Source organism: Pseudomonas sp. MC6, from assembly GCF_054790575.1.
Genome location: NZ_CP186504.1, coordinates 1,172,462 through 1,197,149 on the forward strand (window position 1 = coordinate 1,172,462; position 24,688 = coordinate 1,197,149).

General features: G+C 62.5%; 11 protein-coding genes. 9 read left to right on the top strand and 2 right to left on the bottom strand.

The window, feature by feature from the left end:
* Positions 1–3: 3 nt before the first annotated feature.
* Both ACOYXE_RS05510 and gspI read right to left on the bottom strand, forming a co-directional pair.
* Positions 4–1,068: a hypothetical protein gene (locus ACOYXE_RS05510; protein ID WP_405123454.1), complete on the bottom strand. Its 1,065-nt coding sequence runs from the start codon at positions 1,066–1,068 to the stop codon at positions 4–6.
* 681 nt (positions 1,069–1,749) lie between these two features.
* Positions 1,750–2,136 carry a type II secretion system minor pseudopilin GspI gene (gspI, locus tag ACOYXE_RS05515; RefSeq protein ID WP_460928107.1) on the bottom strand — a complete coding sequence of 129 codons (387 nt, stop codon included), beginning with the start codon at positions 2,134–2,136 and terminating at the stop codon, positions 1,750–1,752.
* 147 nt (positions 2,137–2,283) lie between these two features.
* Between gspI and gspG the strand changes: the two genes are divergently transcribed.
* The 9 genes from gspG to ACOYXE_RS05560 all read left to right on the top strand — a co-directional run bounded on the left by gspG (position 2,284) and on the right by ACOYXE_RS05560 (position 24,668).
* Positions 2,284–2,742, top strand: a complete 459-nt coding sequence (gene gspG, locus ACOYXE_RS05520) for a type II secretion system major pseudopilin GspG (protein ID WP_150602716.1) — start codon at positions 2,284–2,286, stop codon at positions 2,740–2,742.
* An 8-nt stretch (positions 2,743–2,750) separates the two neighbouring features.
* Complete coding sequence (gene gspK, locus ACOYXE_RS05525) at positions 2,751–3,710, top strand: type II secretion system minor pseudopilin GspK (RefSeq protein ID WP_460928109.1); 960 nt, start codon at positions 2,751–2,753, stop codon at positions 3,708–3,710.
* Positions 3,707–4,885, top strand: a complete 1,179-nt coding sequence (gspL, locus tag ACOYXE_RS05530) for a type II secretion system protein GspL (protein ID WP_460928111.1) — start codon at positions 3,707–3,709, stop codon at positions 4,883–4,885. Before gspK ends, gspL begins: the two co-directional genes overlap by 4 nt.
* The gene (gene gspM, locus ACOYXE_RS05535; RefSeq protein WP_460928113.1) at positions 4,878–5,423 is read left to right on the top strand and encodes a type II secretion system protein GspM; all 546 of its coding nucleotides are present in this window, start codon (positions 4,878–4,880) and stop codon (positions 5,421–5,423) included. Before gspL ends, gspM begins: the two co-directional genes overlap by 8 nt.
* Positions 5,420–7,789 carry a type II secretion system secretin GspD gene (gspD, locus tag ACOYXE_RS05540; protein WP_460928115.1) on the top strand — a complete coding sequence of 790 codons (2,370 nt, stop codon included), beginning with the start codon at positions 5,420–5,422 and terminating at the stop codon, positions 7,787–7,789. The genes gspM and gspD overlap by 4 nt, the downstream gene beginning before the upstream one ends.
* Positions 7,786–9,192: a type II secretion system ATPase GspE gene (gene gspE / locus ACOYXE_RS05545; RefSeq protein ID WP_460928117.1), complete on the top strand. Its 1,407-nt coding sequence runs from the start codon at positions 7,786–7,788 to the stop codon at positions 9,190–9,192. The genes gspD and gspE overlap by 4 nt, the downstream gene beginning before the upstream one ends.
* The gene (gene gspF, locus ACOYXE_RS05550; RefSeq protein WP_160057184.1) at positions 9,192–10,403 is read left to right on the top strand and encodes a type II secretion system inner membrane protein GspF; all 1,212 of its coding nucleotides are present in this window, start codon (positions 9,192–9,194) and stop codon (positions 10,401–10,403) included. The genes gspE and gspF overlap by 1 nt, the downstream gene beginning before the upstream one ends.
* A gap of 453 nt (positions 10,404–10,856) precedes the next feature.
* Entirely contained in the window at positions 10,857–11,966 is a 1,110-nt protein-coding gene (locus ACOYXE_RS05555) for a substrate-binding domain-containing protein (protein ID WP_460928119.1), read from the top strand.
* 189 nt (positions 11,967–12,155) lie between these two features.
* Positions 12,156–24,668, top strand: coding sequence for a filamentous haemagglutinin family protein (locus ACOYXE_RS05560; RefSeq protein WP_460928121.1), 12,513 nt, complete (start codon positions 12,156–12,158; stop codon positions 24,666–24,668).
* Positions 24,669–24,688: the final 20 nt, after the last annotated feature.

The following is a 24,688-nucleotide window of genomic DNA, read 5'->3' on the forward strand; positions in this document are numbered from 1 at the left end:
GGCTTACTTCTCTTTGCGTTTTTTTGGGGGAGTGGCGGTCAAGGCAAAGTTGTCATCGTGCAGTTCAGTGAGTGCATGGCTCCATTGGAGCACAGACATCAGGCGGGGCAGTGCGACACCCGCAGAAATTTCTGCGTAAAACTCGTTGGGTGAAGCCAGCGTATGCTCAGTGCCGAACGCGAGCAGGTCGCTGCTCGCGAAGCTGAGGCACAGCTTGCCATTGTCGGAGAACTCCAGGTTCGGACGATGGAGGATGTCGAATAGCTTCAACAAGTGCAGCACTGTCGAAGGTTTGATGAATTTCGCGCAGAGTATCTCGCTCTGCCCAGTCAAACAGAACGCTTTATTAAAGTCCGGAGATGCCGTGTCCATCGGCCATGAGTAGTCGTTCTCTGATTGGTCATCAGATCTGACCGATATCCCGGTGACCCAGGGAAAGTCGATGACCAAACTGTACCGGTCGTAGTGGTCATACACCACTCGCGTCTCCGTTTTGGTTTTGCCGTCTTTGTCGGTCACCGTGACTTGCACCGTTCGTTTGTTGACGTAGTGCAGTTGGCGGTAATTGTAAGGAAGCTCACGCAGTGTGCCGGTAAATACTCCCTCTATCGATTCGACAAACTCTCGGCTGTAGTTGCCTCGAGTGTAGTCACCAAATTGCGCATCCAGTTCGTCGAGGGTCCAGTCCGAGTCTTCTTCCAGGAACATCAACCCGTTGTGGAAGTAGGAGGACAGTTCAGCAATTCTTCGGCTGAGCGATGGCAAGCGATCAGCTTTGGATGTCATCCATTTCATGCTCCCAACGGCGAACCCGATGCCTAGCACACCAGTGACTGCGCCGACCAAGCCAGGCTCAATTTGCAGACGTTGAAAGAAAGAAACGACGGAATAGGTATTCATATACCCAAAAAGGACTACAGCGCCCGCAATCAATAGCAGGCCAGTACCGAAAAAACACCATGCGCGTGTGCAATTGAATTTGAGCGGGCCATCGTAGGAGGCGAACTCGTGGATCACCTTCAATAGGTCGGCTGTGGATTCAGCACTGTCAATATTGGCTTCGCTCACAGTCAGCAACTCATTCAGTCGCGCGTTCTGCGATGTGTTGGGCCTGTAGACATCCATCAACGAGAGCACGGGAGAATACTCATGACAGCATAGGGCGGCTCGAAGCAAGCGGGTCGAAGGTTTGCAGACTCAATTGGAAGAGCGGGTGATTCAGGGATGGCTGGTGCGGGAGCAATGGCCCAGATTGTGGATTTGGTTCTATTCATAATCTGTCAGAAATTTGGAAAAGGAGGGGACGATACCATTGTCATGGCAATGATGGCTTCTGGCCGGTCTCAGTTTCTGTAGATGATTCTTCCGGGATGGGGGGCAAAAGCTACCCTCACCCCAGCCCTCTCCCGGGGGGAGAGGGGGCCGATCGAGGTGTCTTGCGGGGTACGTCGACCTGAAAGATCGTGGGGATTATGGCTTTGGTGATTCTGGGGGTTGCGAGTAGAAGCAGCCCTCACCCCAGCCCTCTCCCGGAGGGAGAGGGGGCCGACCGAGGTGTCTTGCGGGGTACGTCGACCTGGAAGATTTTGGCGATTATGGTTCGGTGAAGGAACTTAGCGATTATGGCTTTGGTGAAGGGCCTTCGATTTGGCTTTGTGAGCTTGGCGATTTTGGATTCAACGAAAGACGTTCAAGTCGGTGTAACTCTCGAATATCCCCGAATCGGTCCCCTCTACCTCTGGGAGAGGGCTAGGGTGAGGGGCTTTCGGTTCGGGACATTAAAGTCTCAAGCCTGGCCAACGGTGGCGCGTCCTGGTTGCGGTCAAACACCTGAATCCCAACCTTGAGCAAGCGGCCGTTCTCGGCTGCGCTGATCACCTGTTCACAGCGCAGCAACAACCGCCCCTGATCACAATCCAGCGCTTTCATACCCATCGGTAACCTGCCTTCCAGCCGCAACTCCGCCATCCGACTCTGCGCTGCAATCATCGCCACCGACCGATCCCTTAAAACCCCGCTACTTTGCGTCAACAACCCCGCCACGCGCACAGCCGCCGACATCGCCACGGCAATAATCGCCAGCGCCACCAGCACCTCAATCAACGTGAAACCCTCTTCCCGCGAACGCGCACGCATAAACCGCCCAAAGCCAAAACCCAGCCCTCGACGCTAACCCGCGTGCTTGACGGCTTGACGACGAAAACACCCGAGGATTTTCAACATCACTGACATATCTTCTTGCAACACTGCGCGTCGAATCGAATCAAGCCAGGGTATGTCGAGATGGATATCGCACCTTTCAAATCGCTTCAGCAACCGTTGCGCAAGCCGCGTGGGCAGCAGGGTTTTACCCTGATCGAGATCATGGTGGTCGTGGTGATTCTGGGGATTTTGGCGGCGATGGTGGTGCCCAAGGTGCTCGACCGGCCGGATCAGGCGCGGGCGACGGCGGCGAAGCAGGATATTGGTGGGTTGATGCAGGCGTTGAAGTTGTATCGCCTCGATCACGGCACTTACCCGAGCATGAATCAGGGGCTGAAGGTGTTGGTGGAGCGGCCGGCGGATGCGAAGAACAGCAATTGGCGCTCGTACCTGGAGCGCTTGCCGAACGATCCGTGGGGGCGGCCTTATCAGTACCTCAACCCCGGCGCGAATGGCGAGATCGACATTTTTTCCCTCGGTGCCGACGGTCAGCCGGACGGCGACGGCGTGAATGCCGATATCGGTTCCTGGCAGTTGTAAGGCCGGCCATGAACAGCCGTTCGCCTGAGGGGGCGAAGCAACAGGGCATGGCGATTATCAGCGCGTTGTTGATTGCGGCCGTGGTGGCGGTGATTGCGGCGGGCATGTTGACGCGCCAGAGCGTTTCGACCCGGGCGCTGGAGGCGGATCAGCAGCGTGTGCAGGGGCGTTGGCTGGTGCTGGGTGGGTTGGAGATCAGTCGTCAATTGTTGTGGGACGCACGTCAGCGCGATCCGTTGACCCGGCTCGATCAGCCGTGGACGCAGCGTCTCTCCGCGCAAGGTTTTGAAGGGCGACTGGAGGATGAGCAGGGCAAGTTCAACCTGCGCAATCTGGTGGCCAATGAGCGGGTTGATGAGGCGCAGGTCGCGGCGTTTCAGCGCTTGTGTGAGTTGATCGGGGTCAGTGCCGGGTTGAGTCAGCGCATCAGTCAGCGGGTGATCGCTTCGTACCCGCGACTGCTGAATGCGCAGATGGCCGAGGCGCCGAAAAGTGGTTTCGACAGTGGCCGCGCGACCTCGCCAAATGCGTCACACAAACCGCAGAAGCCGACGTTGCCGATGCTGCGCAGCATCGATGATTTGCGCAGTGTCGACGGCGTGAATGAGGCGCTGATCGGCAAACTGGCGCCGTACCTGACTGTGATCCCCGCGACCACTTGGCTCAACGGCAACACCGCCACCGCGCCGGTTTTGGCTGCGTATGTGCCGGGGCTGTCGCTGGAGCGCGCGAATGCGTTGATTGCCGAGCGCGATGCCGGGCGCTGGTTTATCAACCGTGGCGATTTTGTTAACCGTTTGCGCATGCCGCAACTGGAGCTGACCAGCGTCAAGGTCGGCATCACCAGTGACTGGTTTCGCCTGCGCGGTGAGGCGCGGCGTGATCAGCGGCGGGTCAGTCTGGAGGCGTTGCTGCATCGCAGCCAGGACCGCTTGCCGCAGGTGATCTGGTCGCGGGTGGGCGTATGAGCCAGTTGAAAGTGGCGTTGCCGCCCTTGGCGGAGCTGGATCTGCACAGTGAATTGCACTGCGCCTGGCTGGATCGTCAGGGCCAGGTCACGCGGGAAGAACGCCTCAGTCTGCGCCAGTTGAGCCAGCAGTCGAAACTGCCGCCGCTGGTGTGTTTTCTGCACCCGGCTGACAGCCTGTTGGCGAGTCTCGATTTACCGCCGTTGCCCGCCAACAAGATTGTCGCGGCGGTGCAGTGTGCGGCGCAGGCCTTGATGCTGGGCGACAGCAGCGAGATGCACATTGCGCACAGCGCGCGGGACGAGGCCGGGCAGGTGCAGATCGCCTGGGCGCCTCGACAGCTTTTGTTGCGTTTTGGCCAGTTGCTGAAAAGTGCTGGGCTGAACCTGCGTGGTCTCTACCCGGCGCCGTATCGTTTGCCGGTGTTGCCGGGGACCGTTGCTTGCGTGCAGGACGGGCATTTGTTGCTGCGCGATAGCGTACAAGCGGCGCGGGTGCAGCCGTTGTTCGATGACGGTTTCGACTGTGTTATGTGGGAACCGGGCAGCACGTTGCACTGGATCGGGGATCAACCACCGCCGGGCGCTGAACTGCCGATGGCGGATGCGCAGCGCTGGACTGGGCCGTTGCCCGGTTGGGGACTGCATGGCGCGGTCCAGCAGCAACAAACCGAGCATCGCGGTTGGGGCCGAGCCATTGGTCTGTCGGCGTTGGCCGTGGCGGTGTGGGTGATCGGTTTGAACCTGTATGCCGCCCGCGAAGCCGGGCAGGGCCAGCAACTGAAAACCCAGATGAACCTGCGGGTAAAGCAGGCCTTCCCTGAGTTGCCGGTGATCCTCAACCCGTTGCAACAGGCGCGTCAGCAATTGGCGGCGCGGCAGAAGGGCGCGGCGGATGATCCGGCGCAGACCTTCAATCGTCTGGTGTTGCAGGCCGGCAGCGGCATGCCGTCGATGGCTGGCAGTGTCGAGCGGCTGGCGTTTGTCGAGGGCACCTTGCAACTGAGTCTGCTGAGTGAAGCCCGTCGCGGCGGCAATGATCAGGAGTGGCAAAGCACCTTGGCCCAGGCTGGTATCAGCGTGACGGCAGATGACGAGGGCTGGACGTTGCGTCCGGCCACTGAAGCCAGCCCAAGCGACAGCGATGACAGCGGCGGAGCAGAAGAAGATGAATAAGGCCTCGCTCGCGCTCTATCGCGCCAAGTGGCAACGCTTTAACGCTCAGGTGCAGGCGCGTTGGCAGCCGTTGGCGTTGCGCGAAAAACGCATGGTCGGCGGCATGGCCATAGCGCTGATCGGCCTGCTGCTGTGGGTCGCGCTGATCCAGCCGCCGCTGAAGAAAATCGCCTATTGGCAAACCGAAACGCCAAAGCTGCGCGCCCAGACCGAAGCGCTGGAAGTGCTGTTGCGCGAAGTCAGCGTGCGCCCGGACGGGCAAAGCGTCGCTCAGTCTTTGGAGCAAACCCTTCAGGCCAGTGGCTTGGCGGGGCATTACCAATTACAGGAGGCACAGGGCGCCTGGCAGTTGACCTTCGATGCGGCGCCGGCCGACGCCGTGCTCGACTGGCTGTTGAGCAACCCGGCACAACTTTCTCTGCAAGTGGTCGAGGCCCGTTTGCAACGCGCAGACAACCCCTCGACCGAAGTCACCGCCGGCACTTTGTCAGGCACCGTTCGCATGGATCAGGCGCTGGGCGCTAAGGAAGCTTCATGAAGGGGTCAGGATCCAAACCGGCACGTCTGGCGTTGCCGATGCTGCTGATGGCGTTGAGCGCGTGCAGCAACACCAGCACGCCGCAGAATCAGCCGCCGTTGCTGGTCGACAGCGAGCTGGGCCGGCCGCTGGCCAACACCCAGCGCAGCGGCGACGCGGTGCTCGATCGCGAACGTGCGCAGGCCCAAGCGCGACCTGTGCCGAAGCAGTTGCACAACATCAGCAAGAGTGCGCGCAGTGGGGCGGCGGCTTCGGGCATTGCCTTGCCGAGTAATCCTTTGGGCGATCAACCGGTGACGCTGAATTTTGTCGACGCGGATATTCAAGCGGTGGTGCGCGCGTTGGCGCGTTCGACCGGGCAGCAGTTTCTGGTCGACCCTCGGGTCAAGGGCACGTTGACGCTGGTCTCGGAAGGTCAGGTGCCGGCGCGGCAGGCTTACGACATGTTGTTGGCGGCGCTGCGCATGCAGGGTTTCAGCGTGGTTGATGTGGGCGGTGTGGCGCAGGTGGTGCCGGAGGCGGATGCGAAGTTGCTCGGCGGGCCGATTTACAGTGCCGACAAACCGGCCGGCAACGGCATGCTCACGCGCACGTTTCGTTTGCAATACGAGAACGCGGTGAACCTGATTCCGGTGCTGCGGCCGATCGTTTCGCCGAACAATCCGATCAACGCCTATCCGGGCAATAACACCATCGTCATCACCGATTACGCCGAGAACCTGACCCGCGTTGCGCAGTTGATCGCGAGCATTGATTCGCCGAGTGCGATCGACACCGATGTGGTGCAGATCCAGAACGGCATCGCTGCCGACATTGCGCCGATGGTCGCGGATCTGCTGGATGCGCCGGGCAATGATCCGACGCAGAAAATCGCGGTGATTGGTGATCCGCGTTCCAACACCATCATCATTCGCGCCGGCAGCCCGGAGCGTACGGAGCTGGCGCGTAATCTGATTTACAAACTGGATAACGCGCAGAGCAATCCGAGCAATCTGCATGTGGTTTATCTGCGTAACGCGCAGGCGGCGAAACTGGCGCAGGCCTTGCGCGGGTTGCTCACGGGTGAAAGTGACAGCGGCAGCAGCGACAGTGCGCGTTCGGTGCTCAGTGCCATGGGCGCAAGTACTGGCGATAGCGCTGGGCAAAATGGCCAAAGTAGTACGCAAAGCAGCGGCACTACATCGACTAATAGCAGCGTCAGCACGGGCGGCAGTTACGCCCAGGGCAGCAGTGGCGGCACAACTGGTAGCGGCGGCGCGCAAAGCAGCGAGCAGAACGTCGCTTTCAGTGCCGGCGGCGTGACCATTCAGGCGGACGCCACCACCAACACCTTGCTGATTTCCGCGCCGGAGCCTTTGTATCGCAACTTGCGCGAGGTGATCGATCTGCTTGACCAGCGCCGCGCGCAAGTGGTGATCGAGAGCCTGATCGTCGAAGTCGGCGAGGACGATGCCAGTGAGTTCGGTGTGCAGTGGCAGACCGGCAATCTCGGTGGCAACGGCGTGATCGGTGGCGCGAATCTCGGTGGTTCGGGGCTCAACACCAACGGCAAAACCAGCATCGATGTGCTGCCTCAGGGGTTGAATCTGGGCTACGTCAACGGCACCGTCGATATCCCCGGGATCGGCAAGATTCTTGACCTGAAAGTGCTGGCCCGGGCGTTGAAGAGCAAGGGCGGCACCAACGTGCTGTCGACGCCGAACCTGCTGACGCTGGACAACGAAGCGGCGAGTATTTTTGTTGGCCAGACTATTCCGTTTGTCAGTGGCAGTTACGTGACTGGCGGTGGCGGCACCAGCAACAACCCGTTCCAAACCGTGACCCGGGAAGAGGTCGGTTTGAAGCTCAACGTGCGTCCGCAGATTTCCGAGGGCGGTACGGTCAAGCTCGATATCTATCAGGAGGTCAGCAGCATCGACGAACGCGCTTCCAACAGCGCGACATCGACGGGCATCGTCACCAACAAACGTGCAATCGACACCAGTATTTTGCTCGACGACGGGCAGATCATGGTCCTTGGCGGGTTGCTGCAGGACGGTTACAGCCAGAGCAATGAGGCGGTGCCTTGGCTGGGCAGTCTGCCGGGAATCGGCGCGCTGTTTCGCAATGAACGCCGGGCGATTACCAAGACCAACCTGATGGTGTTCCTGCGTCCGTACATCATCCGCGACAGCGAAGCGGGGCGCAGCATTACCCTCAACCGCTACGACTTCATGCGCCGGGCGCAAGGTGGTTTGCAGCCGGAACGCAGCTGGGCGATGCCGGACATGCAGGCACCACAGTTGCCGACGGCGGCGCAAGGGGTTCCGGCGGTTATGCCCGCCTCAGGGCCGCGAGCGACGATCAAAGCGGTGCCCATCCAATGAGTTCGCTGCCTTACGCCTGGGCCAAGGCGCAGCGCATTCTGTTGTGCGATGGCGTGCTGACGGTGTGCCCGTCAACGCCGGGCTGGTCGATCAGCGAGGCGCGGCGGCAGTTTGGCGCGACCACGATTCAGCGGGTGCGCGATGATGAACTGGATGGCTTGCTCGCCAGTGCCTATGCGGATACAGGCAGTGCGGCGGCGGTGGTCGGGGCAGCGGAAAACGAAGTTGATCTGGATCGGCTGATGCAGGACATGCCGGAAATCACCGACCTGCTCGACACCCAGGACGGCGCGCCGGTGATCCGCATGATCAACGCCTTGCTCACGCAAGCGGCGCGCGACGAGGCCAGCGACATTCATATCGAACCGTTCGAAACCCATTCAGTGGTGCGCTATCGCGTTGACGGCACGCTGCGTGACGTGGTCTCACCGCGCAAGGCTTTGCACGGTGCGCTGGTGTCGCGGATCAAGATCATGGCCCAGCTCGACATCGCCGAAAAACGCCTGCCGCAAGATGGACGCATCGCTTTGCGCGTGGCCGGGCGGCCGATTGATATTCGTGTTTCAACCGTGCCCACCGGTCATGGCGAAAGGGTGGTGATGCGTCTGCTCGACAAACAGGCCGGGCGTCTGCATCTGGAAACACTGGGCATGGACGCGCAGGTGCTGGCCAAACTCGATCACCTGATCCGCCAGCCCCACGGCATCGTTTTGGTCACCGGGCCGACCGGCAGCGGCAAAACCACCAGCCTCTACGCCGCATTGGCACGGCTGGATGCGAGTACCAGCAACATTCTCACCGTCGAGGATCCGGTGGAATACGACCTGCCGGGCATCAGCCAGATCCAGGTCAATGCCAAGATCGACATGACTTTTGCCCTGGCGCTGCGAGCAATCCTGCGGCAAGACCCGGACATCATCATGATCGGCGAGATCCGCGATCTCGAAACTGCACAAATCGCCGTGCAGGCTTCGTTGACCGGGCACTTGGTGCTGGCGACATTGCACACCAACGACGCGGTGTCGGCGGTCAACCGCTTGATCGACATGGGCGTCGAACCGTTTCTGCTGGCCTCGTCGATGCTCGGCGTGCTCGCACAACGACTGGTGCGACGGCTGTGCAATCAGTGCAAGCAGGAAGACCCGGCGACACCGGGCACTTGGCGACCGGTCGGCTGCCCGGCGTGCAATCAGACCGGCTACAGCGGCCGCACCGGCATCCACGAGTTGTTCTGCATCGACGACGACATTCGCACCCTGATTCACCAAGGGGCAGGGGAGCAGGCCTTGCGCGCATCAGCCGCGAAAGCCGGGATGTTCAGCCTGCGCGAGGACGGTGAGCGATGGATCCGCAGCGGCGCCACCGCCCCTGAAGAAATCCTCCGTGTGACACGGGACGCCTGATGAATCGCTATCGTTTTGAAGCTGCCGATGCGACCGGCAAGATCGAATCCGGGCACCTTGAGGCGGACAGCCAGGCTGCCGCGTTTACAACGTTACGCGCGCGCGGGTTGACCGCGTTGTCGGTGCACAAAGAAAGCAACGTCGCCAGTCACGGCGGCGGTGGATTGTTCCGCGCCAAACTTTCCGATAACGATCTGGCCTGGGCCACGCGGCAGCTGGCGAGTCTGCTCGGCGCCAGTCTGCCGCTGGAGGCCGCGTTGAGCGCCACGGTGGAGCAGGCCGAGAAAAAGCACATCGCCCACACCCTCAGCGCTGTTCGTGCGGATGTGCGCAGCGGCATGCGTCTGGCGGAATCCCTCGCCGCGCGACCGCGAGACTTTCCTGAGATCTACCGTGCGCTGATTGCGGCGGGTGAGGAGTCCGGTGATTTGGCGCAGGTCATGGAACGCCTCGCGGATTACATCGAGGAACGCAACAACCTGCGCGGCAAGATTCTCACGGCGTTTATCTATCCGGGCGTGGTCGGTCTGGTGTCGATCGGCATCGTGATTTTCCTGCTCAGTTACGTGGTGCCGCAGGTGGTCAGCGCGTTTTCCCAGGCGCGGCAGGATTTGCCCGGGCTGACCTTGGCGATGCTCAACGCGAGTGATTTCATCCGCAGTTGGGGCTGGCTGTGCGCTGGGATCATGGCCGCAAGTTTCTGGAGCTGGCGTTTGTACCTGCGCAATCCGGCGGCACGTTTGAGTTGGCATCATCGGGTGCTGAAGTTGCCGCTGTTCGGGCGCTTCATCTTGGGCCTGAACACCGCACGTTTCGCCTCGACGCTGGCGATTCTCGGCGGCGCCGGGGTGCCGTTGTTGCGCGCACTGGAGGCGGCGCGGCAGACCCTGTCCAACGACCGCTTGAGTTTGAGCGTCACTGAAGCAACGGCCAAAGTGCGCGAAGGGGTCAACCTCGCCGCTGCATTGCGCGTGGAGAACGTATTCCCGCCAGTGCTGATTCATCTGATCGCCAGTGGCGAGAAAACCGGCTCGCTGCCGCCGATGCTTGAGCGTGCGGCACAAACCCTGTCGCGCGATATCGAGCGGCGAGCGATGGGCATGACCGCGTTGCTGGAGCCGCTGATGATTGTGGTGATGGGTGGGGTAGTGCTGGTGATTGTGATGGCGGTGTTGCTGCCGATCATTGAGATCAATCAACTGGTCCAGTAGTGGTGTTGTTGCGCAGGGCCTCATCGCGAGCAGGCTCACTCCTACAGGGGTACGCATTTCAAATGTGGGAGCGAGCTTGCTCGCGAAGGGGCCAATCAGGGCAACAAAAAATCCAATCTTTTTCCCAGGACTTCAGCATCACCCGACCCTCAAAAGAACCATCCTCGGGTTCTCCTTTCTGTCATCTGCAACCACCCGCCAACGCCTCCAGCCCGATTCCGCCAAACCCCCGATCCAGACGCTGCACGACACCCGACAAACACCCGAGAAAATCCCTTCAGAAACACCGCTCACCTCCCGAGGTTTTTTCCTTTATCTGTCACCGGAAACTGCGAATTTCTCAGTGCGACTTAACCAAGGCCAACGCTAGCGAGGGCTTGGGTGAGTCCTCCCAGTGTCATGCAAGCTTTCCGAAACCTGTGTTCCCAAACCTAGTTGAAAAGGAGATTCTTCATGTTCAAGCGCACTCTGATCGCCGCCTCACTGACTGTCGCCGCTCTGGCTTCCGCCCAGGCCATGGCCGCCAACGTTACCGGTGGTGGCGCGACTCTGCCTGCCGCTCTGTACAAAGGTTCTGCCAACAGCATCCTGCCAGCCAACTTCAGCTACCTGGGCACCGGTAGCGGTACTGGCAAAACGGCTTTCCTGACCAACAACTCCGCGCTGTTCAGCACCACCGGTTCGGTGCACTTCGCCGGTAGCGACTCGATCCTCAGCGCTACGGAAATCAGCACCTACAACAGCACCTACGGCGCTTCGTACGGCCCGCTGATCCAACTGCCTTCGGTGGCCACTTCGGTTGCCATTCCTTACAAAAAGTCTGGCCAGACCGCGCTGAACCTGACCAGCACTCAGCTGTGTGATGCCTTCTCGGGCGCCAAAACCACTTGGGGTGCACTGTTGGGTACTGCCGACACCACGCCGATTCGCGTTGTTTATCGCAACGTTTCCAGCGGCACCTCGGAAATCCTCACTCGCCACCTGAACTCGATCTGCCCGACCAAGTTCGCCACCAACTCCACCTTCACCAACGCTCGCCTGCCAGCCGGCTCCGCATTGCCAGCGAACTGGGTGGGTGTTGCCGGTACGTCTGACGTCGCCACCCAGGTCAACGCCGTTGACGGTTCGATCGGTTATGTTGGTCCGGACGGTGTGAACGCCGCGAGCAACGCTGTTGTTGCCCGTGTCAACGGCGTGCAGCCAACCACTGCCAACGTTTCTCTGGCATTGGGTTCGGCCGCTCTGCCAGCCGCGCCTGCCAACCCGGCGCAGTGGGTACCGGTTGTGCCTAACCCGGCGAGCGGCTACCCGATCGTCGCTTACACCAACTTCATCTTCGGTCAGTGCTACAAGGATGCAGCCGTGGCCAACGATGTGCGCAGCTTCCTGACCACTCACTACGGCAACCCGGGCAACAACGCTGCCACCATCGCGCACAGCTTCACTCCGGTTCCAACCAACTGGAAAGCCGCTGTGACCGCCAACTTCGTCACCAACACTTCGGGCAACAACCTGGACATCAACAACGCCAGCGTCTGCAACGCTATCGGTCGTCCTTTGTAAGCTTCGCTTCAGCCGCAATGCAATCGCAGCAGCCTTCGGGCTGCTGCTTTTTTTTTGCCGATCTACTCCTCAATCATGAAGTTTGTGTGACATCCGTTCGGTCGCAGCCTTCGCCAACCGCCTATGTCATAACAGCAGGGTCGACCCGACCTGCGGCCTCGTGTGGCAACCCAAAAGGATCTCGTAGTGATGCTCGCTCGCCCATCCCGTCGCAGTACCCGTGTCCAGCCTCAACAGCGTCTCGCCGTCGATCCGGCGCTGTGGTTGCTCAAGCCGTTGGCGCAGGCGATTGCCTTGTGTCTGGTGGCGGGCAGCGCCGAGGCGGCCACCGCCTTCAGTTCGGGATGGTTTGCCGCCAAGGGCGCGGCGCAGCAGGCGAGCGCTGCACGGCCCGGTACCGGCGGTTTGCCGGGGATGACGCCGCCGCTGGCGCAACAGCAGAAGGCCAATCAACAGCTGCAGCGTTCGATTCAGACCTTGAACAACACCGTCGCCGCGATTGCTGCACAGCAAGCGGCGCAAGCTGCCGGACGCGCGGCGGCATTGGGGTCGGTGCAGGTTGTTCCGGACGGTTTGGCTGAGGGTGGTCTGAAGGTCGACAACAGCCTCACCCAGGGCTGGCAGAACGCGAAAGGCCCGCAACAGACTCAGGCCGACGGCAAGACCACGGTGAAGATCGAGCAGACCGCCGACAAAGCCATTCTCAACTGGGAAACCTTCAACGTCGGGCGTAACACCAGCGTTGAATTCGCCCAACAAGCGAATTGGGCGGTGCTCAATCGGGTCAACGATCCGAGTGCACGGGCCAGTCAGATTCAGGGGCAGATCAAGGGCGACGGCACGGTGATGCTGATCAACCGCAACGGCATCGTCTTCAGTGGCACCAGTCAGGTCAACGTGCGCAACCTGGTGGCGGCCGCCGCCAACATCACCGATATCCAGTTCCGCGATCGCGGCCTGTATTTCGACAGCAGCGCCAGCCAGCCGACGTTCACCGACGCGGCGGGCAAAGTGCTGGTGGAACGCGGTGCGTCCATCGAAACCGCGCGACCGGCGAAGTCCACCGACGCCGGCGGTTATGCCTTGTTGTTGGGCAGCGAAGTGCAGAACGACGGCAGCATCAACACCGCCAAGGGCCAGACCGTGCTGGGCGCGGGGGATCGCTTTTACATTCGCAAGGGTTCGGGCACCGAAGGCAACGGCTTCTCCACGACGTTCGGCAACGAAGTCACGCCGGGCTTCAAAGCCGCCAGCGTTGCCGACAAGGTCAGCAACAACGGACTGATTCAGGCCGCGACCGGCGACATCACCCTGACCGGCCATGAGGTCGTGCAAAACGGCGTATTACTCGCCAGCACATCGGTCGCCACGCGCGGCACGATTCATCTGCTCAACCCGGCGACGGACACGCAAGGCAGCGTGACGCTGGGGCAGGGCAGTGCCACGGCGATCATGCTCGACAGCAGTGACCTCACGGCCCTCGACAGCCAGCATCAGGCCGCACTGACCGCCGTTACCCCGACCAATTCGATTCGCAGCGACCAGTCGCGCATCGACATCCAGAGTGGTGGCAGCGTCGAGTTCCAGAACGGTTCGATTACCCTGGCCACGGGCGGACAAATCGCGGTGGCCGCGCAGCGTCGCAGCCTGGTGCGCGACGGTGCGCTGATCGACGTTTCCGGCGCCATCGGCGTGAAAGTCGCGATGGAATCCAACAGCATCAAGATCAACGTGCAGGGCAACGAACAGCGCGACGCTTCGGGCAACCGCGACAAAGCTGCGCTGAACAGCAACGACGTCTGGGTTGACGTGCGTGAACTGGTCTACGTGCCCGCCGGCACCAACGGTTACGCCACGGATCGCTGGTACACGGCAGGTGGTTTGCTCGAAGTCGGTGGTTACCTTGGCACCCAGGGCCACAGCATCGGTGAATGGATGGCCCAGGGCGGGACGGTGAACTTCGCCGGCAATGACGTGGTGACCGAAAAGGGCTCGTTGATCAACCTGTCTGGCGGCACGCTCGATGTGCAAAGTGGCGAGATTCGCCAGAGTTGGTTGCGCGGTGCCGACGGGCATCTCTACGAATTGTCCAAGGCACCGGGCGATCTGCTCTACAGCGGTCTGTACAACGGTTATGAAGACAGCAGCGAACGCTGGGGTCAGACGAGCTATTACTACAACCCGCTGATCGCACCGACCAAGCGCCTGGAGGCCGGCTACACCGTGGGTCGCGATGCCGGGCAATTGGTGATCGGCACCCGTAACGCGGTGCTTGACGGGCAACTGCTGGGGGAGGTTTATCAGGGCGAGCGCCAGACTCAGGCGCCGCGTGCCGTGCTTGATGGCTACGCGCAGCGTCAGACCGCACTCGCGCGGCGCGGGCAGTTGATCGTCGGTGGTTACGATGCCGCCTATGTTGCGGCGGCGGGTGGCGTGCTCTATGGCCTCAATCCGTTGCTCGATCAGGTGCAGATCGGCATTGAGCGTCCGCTCGGCGACAACGACGCGGGCTTGACCGGCGTAGTGTCCGAGGCGCGCAATGGCAAGCTGTTTCTCGATGCCGCACAACTGAGTGACTGGCAACTGGGCGCACTGAAAGTCGCCGCCACAGAGCGCATCGACGTGGACGGCGCCGTGACGGTCGGCAACGGTGGCGATATCACCCTCTACGCGCCGCACGTGCAGGTCAATGCCGACCTGATCGCGCGGGGCGGCAGCCTGCAGGTGGGCAACGTACTCAATCAGCTCAATACCGACCGTGTCACCGATACCCGCATTGTTGCGCCTGCGGGCACGACCACGGGTGTTCGCGTGGCGGAAAAAGTGCAACTGGACACCCGGGGACTGTGGAGCAACTTGCGCACTGACCCGGATGACGCCAGCAGTCTTGCGTATCTGGACGGTGGCGTGATTTCGATCCGCAGCAGCGGCGACATCGAAATCGGCACGGGTAGCCTGCTCGACGTGTCCTCCGGCGGCGCGATCCTGGCCAACGGCAAGACTCAGGGGGGCAAGGGCGGTGACATGACGCTGGAGTCCAGTGCGTTGTCAGCGCCGGGTGACAGTCATCTGCGCCTCGCTGGCCAGTTGCGTGGCTATGGTGTGACGGGCGGCGGCAGCCTGTTGATTCAGGCCGGCAACGTGCTGATCGGCCAGACCGACAAAGGCCTCGCCGACAATACCTTGCAGCTGCAAGCGGATCTGTTCGACAAGGGCTTTTCGGCCTACAACCTGATCGGGCTGAACCGCCTGGACGTTGCGGACAACACGTTGATCGACGTGCTGATGCCGGTTTACCGGTTTGCTGACGCGGCAGCCAGTCAGGGCAGCGGTGTGGCCCCGCAACAGGCGCTGGAACTGTGGACGCCGACGCTCTATCAGGAAAATCCAGGCAAGGCGCAACTGACGCAACGCGCGGGTACCAGCCTGAGCTTGCAGGCCGGCTCCAGCGAGGTAGCGTTGAGCGATCCTGCGCGTAATGCGCTGACTCTCGGCCAGGGCTCGCGCATCAGTGTCGACCCGGGGCAAAGCATCAACGTGCGCGGCGCCGGACAGATTACTGTCGACGGTGAGTTGCACGCCTGGGGCGGCATCATCGACATTCGCCAGCAGCAGTTCGGCTCGATGAATGTCGCCGAGGCCTCGCAAGTCGCCGACAAAAATGCCCACAACCGCTCGATCTGGATTGGCGACCACGCAGTGCTTGATGTCGCCGGGCGCGCCGCCACGGGCGTGGATGCGCTGGGCCGGGTGTATGGGCTGGTGGGCAAGGGCGGCAGCATCATCATTGGCGGTGAAACCGATGCGAAGAAGGCCACCGCTACGGCGGCCGATGCCTACGTCGTCGTGCGTAATGGCGCGCGGCTTGACGCTTCCGGTGCGCAGGCGCTGCTGGATATCGCTGGGCAGGGGCCGACTGCGGTCGCTACGGACGGCGGGCGAATTTCCTTGAGTTCCTACAACGGCCTGTTCATTGACGGCGACCTGCGTGCGGCGGCCGGTGGCGTCGGTGCGGCGGGTGGGCGCCTGGAGATCGCCCTTGAGACGCCGAGTTATCTGCGCAGTGACGCCAGCAATGAGGTGCGCGTGCCGCGCGAAATCATCATCAGTCAGAAAACCGCTGACGCCCTGTTGCCGGCTGATGTGCAACCGGGCGAAGCGGCGCCCGCGTTGCAATACGGGCGTGCCCGCCTGAGTGCCGACCGGTTGATGGCTGGCGGGTTCGATAATCTGAGTGTGCTGAGCAACGGCCTGCTGTCGTTCGACGGCGACGTCAATCTGCACATGCAGCAAAGCCTGAGCCTGTATGCCGGCGCGATATCGCTGGCCGAAGGCGCGCAAGACAATGCGCGTATCGACCTGTCCGCGCCCTACCTGCGCCTGTCGGGTACGGGCAAGTATTTCGAGGCGCCGGGCAACCTTCGGCCTCGGGTAATGAACACGCCGACTACGCGTGTGTCGACGGGGCAATTCAATGCCAGTGCCGATCAACTGGATCTGAGCAACAGCCTGTCGTTCGGTACCGCGGGCAATATTGTCCAGCTCACGGGCCCGGACGTGCAGGTGACGCGTCGTGGCTTTGATCAGGTCACCCTGCAAAGCCGTGGTGACCTGCGCTTTCTGGCGCCGACCGGTTATGTCGAGAAAACCGAACTGTGGACACCGGGCGACCTCAACCTGCGCGCCGCGCAGATCTATCCTGCCAGTGATGTCACCGCCGAGGTGCGGGTGGGCTACCAAAGCGTGATCCCCGGTGCCGATCCGGCTCGCACCTTGCGCATCAGCAGCAGCGGGGCCGCACCGGCGGCGTTGCCGTATTCGGTGTTTGGCAACCTGACACTGGCGGCCGGGCGCATTGAACAAGGCGGGGTGATTCGCGCACCGCTGGGCATGATCAGCCTTGGCGGCGAGACGGTGGTCAATACCCGCGAACTGCACCTGCTGCCGGGCAGCGTGACTTCGGTCAGCGCCGCCGGGTTGGTCATGCCTTATGGCGGAACCACCGACGGCATCGACTATCGCTACGCTGGCAAATCCGTTCAGCTCAAGGGCATCAGCGCCGACACGGCCGGCGTGACGTTGACCTCGCGCTATGTCGACGTGCAGAGCGGCGCGCTGATCGACCTGTCCGGTGGCGGTGATCTGCGCGGCGCCGGGTTTGTCTCCGGGCGCGGCGGTTCCACCGATGCCCGCTACAACCCGCTGGTGCGCAATGCCAATGACGGCACCTTCAGCCTGCCGGGCCTTGCCAGCAATCCGGTGTACGCCATCGTGCCGGGCAATCAGAGTGCCTACGCGCCGATGCTCGCTGAGGCCGGGGCGGTCGATCCGCGCATCGGTCAACAAATAACCCTAGGTGCCGGCGTGCCGGGTCTGGCGGCGGGCACCTACACGTTACTGCCCTCGACCTTTGCCTTGCTGCCCGGGGCGTTCCGGGTCGAAGTCAATGGTCAGGCCACGCCGGGCGTCAGCAACGGCGCGTTGCAGATGCGCAATGGTTCGTGGACCGGTTCGGGGCAGATGTCGATTGCCAACACCGGGTTGCGTAACAGTCTGGCCAGTCAGGTCATTCTGACGTCTGCGGATGTCCTGCGCCGTTATTCGCAGTACAACGAGACCGGTTTCAGCCAATTCATCCAGAGTGACGCGACACGGCGTGGCGTGCCTCGGGCATTGGCGCCGATGGATGGCAAATCGCTGAATCTGTATTTGATGCCAGGCGCCGAGCAGGACATTGCCCTGGATTTCAACGGCCGCGCGGTGTTTGCACCGGCCGCCGGCGGGGTGCTCGGAACGGCCACGGTACGCGGGGCGATGGACTTTGAAGTTCTCGGCGCCGGGCATTCGCGTACCGACGGTTTCACTGGCGTGTCGCTGTATGCCGACAGTCTCAACGGTCTGAATGCCGGGCGCCTGACCCTCGGCGCGCAACCGCTGATCGATTACAGCGGCGCGGGCAATATCATCTCGTTCACTGGCTACACGACGTCGATCACCCTGCGCGAAGGGGCGATGTTGTCGGCGCCCGAAGTGCTGCTGCGCACTGCCCGCAGCGATGGCGGCATTACGCTCGAAGCCGGCTCGGGGATCAACACCCTGGGCCGTGGCAACGCGCCTTACGACTCCAGCAGTGGTTTCATCTACCAGCCGGGGGCTGCCGCGCTGCTGATGGTGTCGAACGGTTGGACCAACGTCCTGGCGCCAGCAGTAGCGGAAGGTACTTCCGGTGCGGGCGACATTCGTATTGGCAAGTGCCCGACGACCGTCTGCAACAACCCGACGCTGCTCTATTCCAACGGCAGCATTACCGCCGCCACCGACAAGCAGTTTGAACTCGATGAGTCGGTACGCTTCGGCACCCGCCATCTGGCCCTGGCTGTCGGCGCTGTCAACGCTGGCAGCGCCGAAGCCTTGAGCGCTGCCGGCAACCGCGTGCCGACCGGTCTGACCCTGAACCAGAGCGTGCTCGATCGCCTGTTGCGCGGCGATACGCAATTTGCTGCGCCCGCGCTGGAAACCTTGAGCCTGACCAGCCGCGATGCGTTCAACTTCTACGGCAACGTCAGCCTCGATACGCTGGACGCGCAGACGGGCGTGAGTCAATTGCACAACCTGATAATCACCACGCCAGGCATTTACGGCTTAGGTGAAAGCGCTGACGTGGCGTCCATTCGCACCGCCAATCTGATCTGGAACGGCGCCAGCCAGGATCCCGGCGCCGTCATCTCGGGCGGCGCCGGCACGGGCCGCGGCACCCTCGATATTCAGGCGCAGCGTATCGAATTCGGTTACGGCCCCAATCCGCAGGCCAGCGGTCTGGAGCAGAACAATCGGCTGGCACTGGGTTTTGCCAACGTCAACCTCAGCGCCAGTGAGCGCATCACCGCCAATCACAAGGGCAGCCTGGCGGTGTATCAGGAACAGGGCGCTTACGATCCAGTCAAGGGCTACGCCTACAGCGGCGGCAATCTCAACCTGCGCACGCCACTGCTGACGGGCGAGGCCGCGTCGGTCAACCTGCTCAAGGCCGGCAACAACCTGACGCTCAGCGGCGCCGGCACGCCAGCGGCCGCCAATGCCTTGGGCGCGGAACTGACGCTCGATGCCCGCAGCGTCGTGCTGGACAGCCGTATCACCCTGGCCAGCGGCAAACTGCTGGTGAAATCCGAAGGCGATCTGACCCTCGCCAATGGCGCGTCTGTGGACATGGCCGGGCGCACCTTGCCGTTCAATGATGTCAGCAAGTACAGCTGGGGCGGCGATGTGGCGCTGTACAGCAGCCACGGCAATATTCGTCAGGCCGCCGGTTCGCGCATCGACCTCTCGGCGCAGAACAATCAGGCCGGCACCCTCAGTGCCGGTGCGCTGGCCAGCGATGCGGGCATGGTTGATCTGCAAGGCCAGATCCTCGGAACCAGCAGCGGCCATTACGATGCCGGTGGCACGTGGGTGCCTTACAAATCCGCAGGCGTGGACATCCGCGCCCAGCACCTGAACGGTGATGCCAGTCAGCAGTTTGCCGCCCTCAACCAGCGCTTGAATGCCGGTCAGGTCTTCGGCAGTCGCAGTTTGCAACTCAAGCAAGGTGATCTGCTGATTGGCGACGGACTCAAGGCTGGCGAAGTGAACGTCTCGGTGGACAACGGCAGCCTGACCGTCGCGGGTTTGATCGATGCCAGCGGCGAGCGGGTCGGCAACATTCGCCTGTCGGCGCAACACGGCCTGACCCTGGCCGGCAACGCCGTGCTCGACGCCCATGGTCGTGTGCTGCGGGTCGACAGCTACGGCAAGATCATCGACGCGCCCAACCGGGCGACGGTTGAGCTCAATTCCGCTGCGGGTCTGTTGACCCTTGGCGCCGGAGCGCGGATCGATCTGCGCCATGGCACCGACGCCGTGAGCGGCACGTTGCCCGGGCAGTCCGACGGGCTGTTGCGCGGTACGCTGGAGTTGAACGCGCCGCGCCTCGGTGCCGATGACATCGGCATTGATGCCAGCGGTGCGCTAAGCATTCAGGGCGCGCGGTCGATTGGCCTTAACGCCACGCGGCGTTATACCGACGCCACCGATGGCGTCGACCCGGCGGCCAGCGGACGGCCGTATCAGGTGATCGATCAGGCTTACTTCGACCGCATCCATACTGACAGCAGTGCGTTTATCGACGCGGCGCTGGCCAACCGCAACCTGCTGCAGAACAAACTGGCGGGGCTGAACAATGCCACTTACGCCGATGCGTTTCATTTGCGGCCGGGCGTGGAAATCGCCAGTAAAACCGCCGACGGCGATCTGGTGGTGCAGGGCGATGTGGACTTGTCCGGCTACCGCTATGCCAGCCTCAATCCGCATACGCAGAAAACCGCCGTGTACGGCTCGGGCGAGGCGGGCAGTCTGGTGATGCGTGCCGGCGGCAACCTCGATATTCATGGCAGCCTCAACGACGGTTTCGCGCCGCCGCCGGAAACCGTCGACGATGCCGGCTGGAAACTCTTGCCGGGCATTCAACCGTTTGGTGGCGACCTGATCGTACCGACGGCGGGCGTGACCCTGGCCGAAGGCACGCTGTTCCCGGCCGGAGTCACCTTGAACTACGACGTGCCGCTGCAAGCCGCGACGCTGCCCGCCGGGACCCTGTTGCCCACCGAGGCGACCCTGGCCGGACCGTATACCTTGGGCGCAGGAACAGTGCTGGCCGCTGCCGTACGCGATGCGACGGGCCAGTTGCTGTACGCCGCCGGTACGCTGCTTGCCGACAGCGTGACCTTGCCGGCGGGCAGTCGCCTTGGCGCTGGCATCCGCTTGAACAAGGTAACGGCGATCAGCGCCGTGCGCTGGCCCAAAGGCGTGCCGTTGCCAGGCAACGTCGAGGCGGGCACCAATGCGATCAAGGGCATGCGCCTGAGCGGTTCGCTCGCCCTGTTGCGTGGCTCGCTGATCCCGTCGATGACGGATGTCGTGTTGGCCGACGGCACCGCATTCATTGAGTTGCGCCCGTTGAACGGCACGCAACAGGGGCGCAACTGGGCAGTCGCAAGCATGTTGCCGGCCGGCAGTGCGTCGTGGTCGATGCGCGTGGTGGCGGGTGCGGATCTGAGTGCGGCGGACAGCCGCGCGATCAAGCCGCTTTCCAGCGACGGACACTTGCGTCTGGCCGACACCCACTACGGCTTGAAGGTGACGGAAAAACCGCCGACGCTGGTCTGGGGCGACGGCAACCTGGGTGGTTTTACCCCCGGTGAGCCAGTGCCTGACGACCTGAAAGACTGGTGTGACTGGGCGCCGAACTCTTGCGTGCCGGCGCCGCGTTGGGCGTGGGCGCCGGACAACTGGCTGGGCATGCCTGCCGGCTCACCGATGAGCGACGATGACGTGGCGGCCTGGTGCAGTGCCTTCCCGGAACTGTGCGTGGAAAACAAACCGGGCATCACCGTCAAAACCCGCACGCAAATGTTCAGTGTGTTGCGCACCGGCACCGGCGATCTGGACGTGCTCGCTGCGGGCGATCTGAGCATGGACTCACCGTTCGGCGTCTACACCGCCGGCACGCAGTCGCAGGACGTCGATCCGCTGTACAACCAGCCGCGCGGACGCCTGTCGGATAACGGCTCGGTGCTGGGCAGTGGCGGCAGCGATTACGAGAAGTGGGTCAGCGGCAACGACAGCCTGTACCAGGCCTGGTACCCGCAAATGGGTGGCAACCTGACGATCAATGCCGGCGGTTCGATTTCCGGCGATGTGCTGGGTCGTCGCGGGTACTCGCAAAACATGGATACCCCGGAACAGGTGCCGAGTGTGGCCGTGGGCAATTGGCTCTGGCGTCAGGGCACCGGCAACAGCGATGTGCCGACGGCGTGGTGGATCAACTTCGGCAGCTATGCGACTCAGCCGTTGCCGGATCAAAGCGTCGACACTGGCCCCTTCCTGGTGGGGTTCACCGGCTTCGGGACGTTGGGTGGCGGCAACATCAGCCTGCGCGCCGGTGCTGACGCCGGCATGCTCAAGGCCATGGGCGGCAGCGGCAACAGCAACCTTTATCCTCGCGGGCAGGGCTTGATCGTGGCAGTCGGCAGCACCGGACGTGTGGGCAACGACGGTACTCTGCAATTGACCGGCGGCGGCGACATGGACATCCACGTAGGTGGCTCGGTCAACCCATCGCTGCAGGCCCGGGCGGGACAAAATGGCATCGGTATTGCGCAACATGATCTGCAAGGTGCGTTGATCAACCTGCGCGGTGCCGCACAACTGACGGGGGGGGCGCTGGGTGGTATCAATCTTCAATATGGCGCTGCCGCTCCCGTTCAGGACGTGCGTGAAATCCGCCCGTATGATCCGTTTACGGCCACGCTGGGCAGCGCTTCCGGCGGCCTGGTGTTGATCCCGGGCGATTCGGCCATGAGCCTGAACACCCGTGGCGATCTGGTGCTGGGTGGGGCCGCGGATCCGGGCCGGGTGCGCTTGCAGAACTCGACGTCGTTCACCACCGAGGACGGTGTCGTACACGACGGCGGCGGCTTGAGCGGTTTCTCGTTGTGGACCGATCACACCGCGATCGACCTGTTTTCAGCGGGCGGCAATCTGACGCCGAGCACCCAACTGGGCGAAACCACCGGGCAAGGTCCCGTTACTGCGCGTAATACCTCGCCGACCGACGGGCGCTTTGTCTATCCGTCGATCTTGCGGGCAGTGGCTGCGCAAGGCTCGATTTATGCCGGGCCGTCAGCGGTGTACAGCCAAGGCAGCGGCGTAGTGCCGGCAACGAGTTATTCATTGCTGCTGGCGCCGTCGAATGCAGGGCAACTGGAATTGCTGGCGCAGGATTCGATCTATGCCGGCGGTTATGCGATCAACCAGTCGGGCGCCAGCCCGCTGGCCATCGCTACACCTTTCGCCCCGGCGTTCAATGGCTACGACAGCAGCTCCTCGGTGAGACCGGTCATGACCAACCGTGGCAGCGATGGTGTCGCCCCGGATAAAAACCTGCGATATCCGCTGTTCGCCTTCGGTGCCAACAGTTACTCAGGGCTGAGTGATGTGCAGGCACCGGCACGCTTCTATGCCCTGACCGGTGATCTGGTGGGCGTGCGCAGCGGTGAAACGCTGACGTTCAACCTGTCCAGACGCACCTGGTACGAAGCGGCGGCTCCGGTGTGGATGCTGGCCGGCCGCGACATCGTTGCGTCCGGTACCTTCCTGGGCCAGCCAACGATCGTGCCCAACGCCGAAATGGGCTCCCCGAGTACCGAAAGCATTGCGTCGACCGGCAACCTGTTCGTGCATAACGATCCGCGAGATATTTCGCGGGTATCCGCAGGCCGCGACATCCTCTACAGCAGCTTCGATATCGCCGGTCCCGGCGTTCTCGACATCAATGCCGGGCGCAATATCCTGATGGAGGACCGCGCCAGTATTACCAGCATCGGGCCGGTGGTCGCGGGTGACAACCGCCCTGGTGCGAGTGTCGTGATGCAGGCGGGAGTGGGCGCGCAGGGGCCAGGTTATGCGGATTTCATCGCGCGTTATCTGAATCGCCAGAACCTCGCCGATCCGGATAAGGCCTTGAGCGTGCAACCGGGCAAAGTAGTCAAAACCTACCTCGACGAACTGCAGAGCTGGCTGACCCTCGGCTATGGCTTCAGCGGCAATGCCGAGCAGGCGCAAGCCTTCTTCGCGGCGCTGCCAGGTTCCGAGCAGGCGATCTTCGCGCGGCAGGTGTACTTCGCTGAATTGCGTGCCGGTGGTCTGGAATACAACGATGTCGATGGCCCGCGCAAAGGCAGTTACCTGCGCGGTCGCAGCGCTATCGCTGCGTTGTTCCCGACCACTGATGTGGCCGGCAATCCGATCCGCTACGACGGCGACATCACGCTGTACGGCGGCGCCGGGGTCAAGACTCTGTTCGGCGGCGATATCCAGATGCTCACACCGGGCGGCGGTCAGGTATTCGGCATCGAAGGCGCGGCGCCACCGTCGACGGCGGGGATCATCACCCAGGGTTCGGGCAACATTCAGCTCTATTCACAGGGCAGCATTTTGCTCGGCCAGAGCCGGATCATGACCACGTTCGGCGGCTCGATTCTCGGCTGGTCGACCGAGGGCGATATCAACGCCGGTCGCGGCTCGAAAACCACCGTGGTCTACACCCCGCCGAAACGGGTTTACGACACTTGGGGCAATGTGACCCTGTCGCCGTCGGTGCCGAGCACCGGTGCCGGTATCGCCACGCTCAACCCGATCGCCGAAGTGGCGCCGGGCGACATCGACCTGATCGCGCCGCTGGGCACCATCGATGCCGGCGAGGCGGGGATTCGCGTGTCGGGCAACGTCAACATCGCCGCGCTGACGGTGGTCAACGCCGCGAACATTTCGGTGCAGGGCAAGGCGACCGGCGTACCGGTGGTCTCGGCAGTGAACACTGGTGCGATCACGTCGGCCAGTTCCGCTGCATCCTCGGCCACGCAAGCGGCGGAAGACGTGGCGCGCCAGCAGCAAGCGGCGTCGCGACAGAATCAGGCTTCGGTGTTTACCGTGCAGGTGTTGAGCTTCGGCAATGAACAACTCGCGCCGTCCCGCGATGGTGCCAGCCGTGCGCCGGCCCCGGGTTACAACCCGAACAGCCCGGTGCAGGTGTTGGGCGCCGGGGCGCTGGATGAACAGGCGAAGCAGCAGTTGACCGAGGAGGAGCGTGGGCAACTGACGCTGTAAAAGACTCTCGTGCAGTACGT

Bases quoted from the DNA above. Each gene is read 5' to 3' on its own strand.
- gspF (WP_160057184.1), top strand. From the start codon at position 9,192: ATGAATCGCTATCGTTTTGAAGCTGCCGATGCGACCGGCAAGATCGAA.
- ACOYXE_RS05560 (WP_460928121.1), top strand. From the start codon at position 12,156: ATGCTCGCTCGCCCATCCCGTCGCAGTACCCGTGTCCAGCCTCAACAG.
- gspM (WP_460928113.1), top strand. From the start codon at position 4,878: ATGAATAAGGCCTCGCTCGCGCTCTATCGCGCCAAGTGGCAACGCTTT.
- gspK (WP_460928109.1), top strand. From the start codon at position 2,751: ATGAACAGCCGTTCGCCTGAGGGGGCGAAGCAACAGGGCATGGCGATT.
- gspL (WP_460928111.1), top strand. From the start codon at position 3,707: ATGAGCCAGTTGAAAGTGGCGTTGCCGCCCTTGGCGGAGCTGGATCTG.
- gspE (WP_460928117.1), top strand. From the start codon at position 7,786: ATGAGTTCGCTGCCTTACGCCTGGGCCAAGGCGCAGCGCATTCTGTTG.
- gspI (WP_460928107.1), bottom strand. From the start codon at position 2,136: ATGCGTGCGCGTTCGCGGGAAGAGGGTTTCACGTTGATTGAGGTGCTG.
- gspG (WP_150602716.1), top strand. From the start codon at position 2,284: ATGGATATCGCACCTTTCAAATCGCTTCAGCAACCGTTGCGCAAGCCG.
- gspD (WP_460928115.1), top strand. From the start codon at position 5,420: ATGAAGGGGTCAGGATCCAAACCGGCACGTCTGGCGTTGCCGATGCTG.
- ACOYXE_RS05555 (WP_460928119.1), top strand. From the start codon at position 10,857: ATGTTCAAGCGCACTCTGATCGCCGCCTCACTGACTGTCGCCGCTCTG.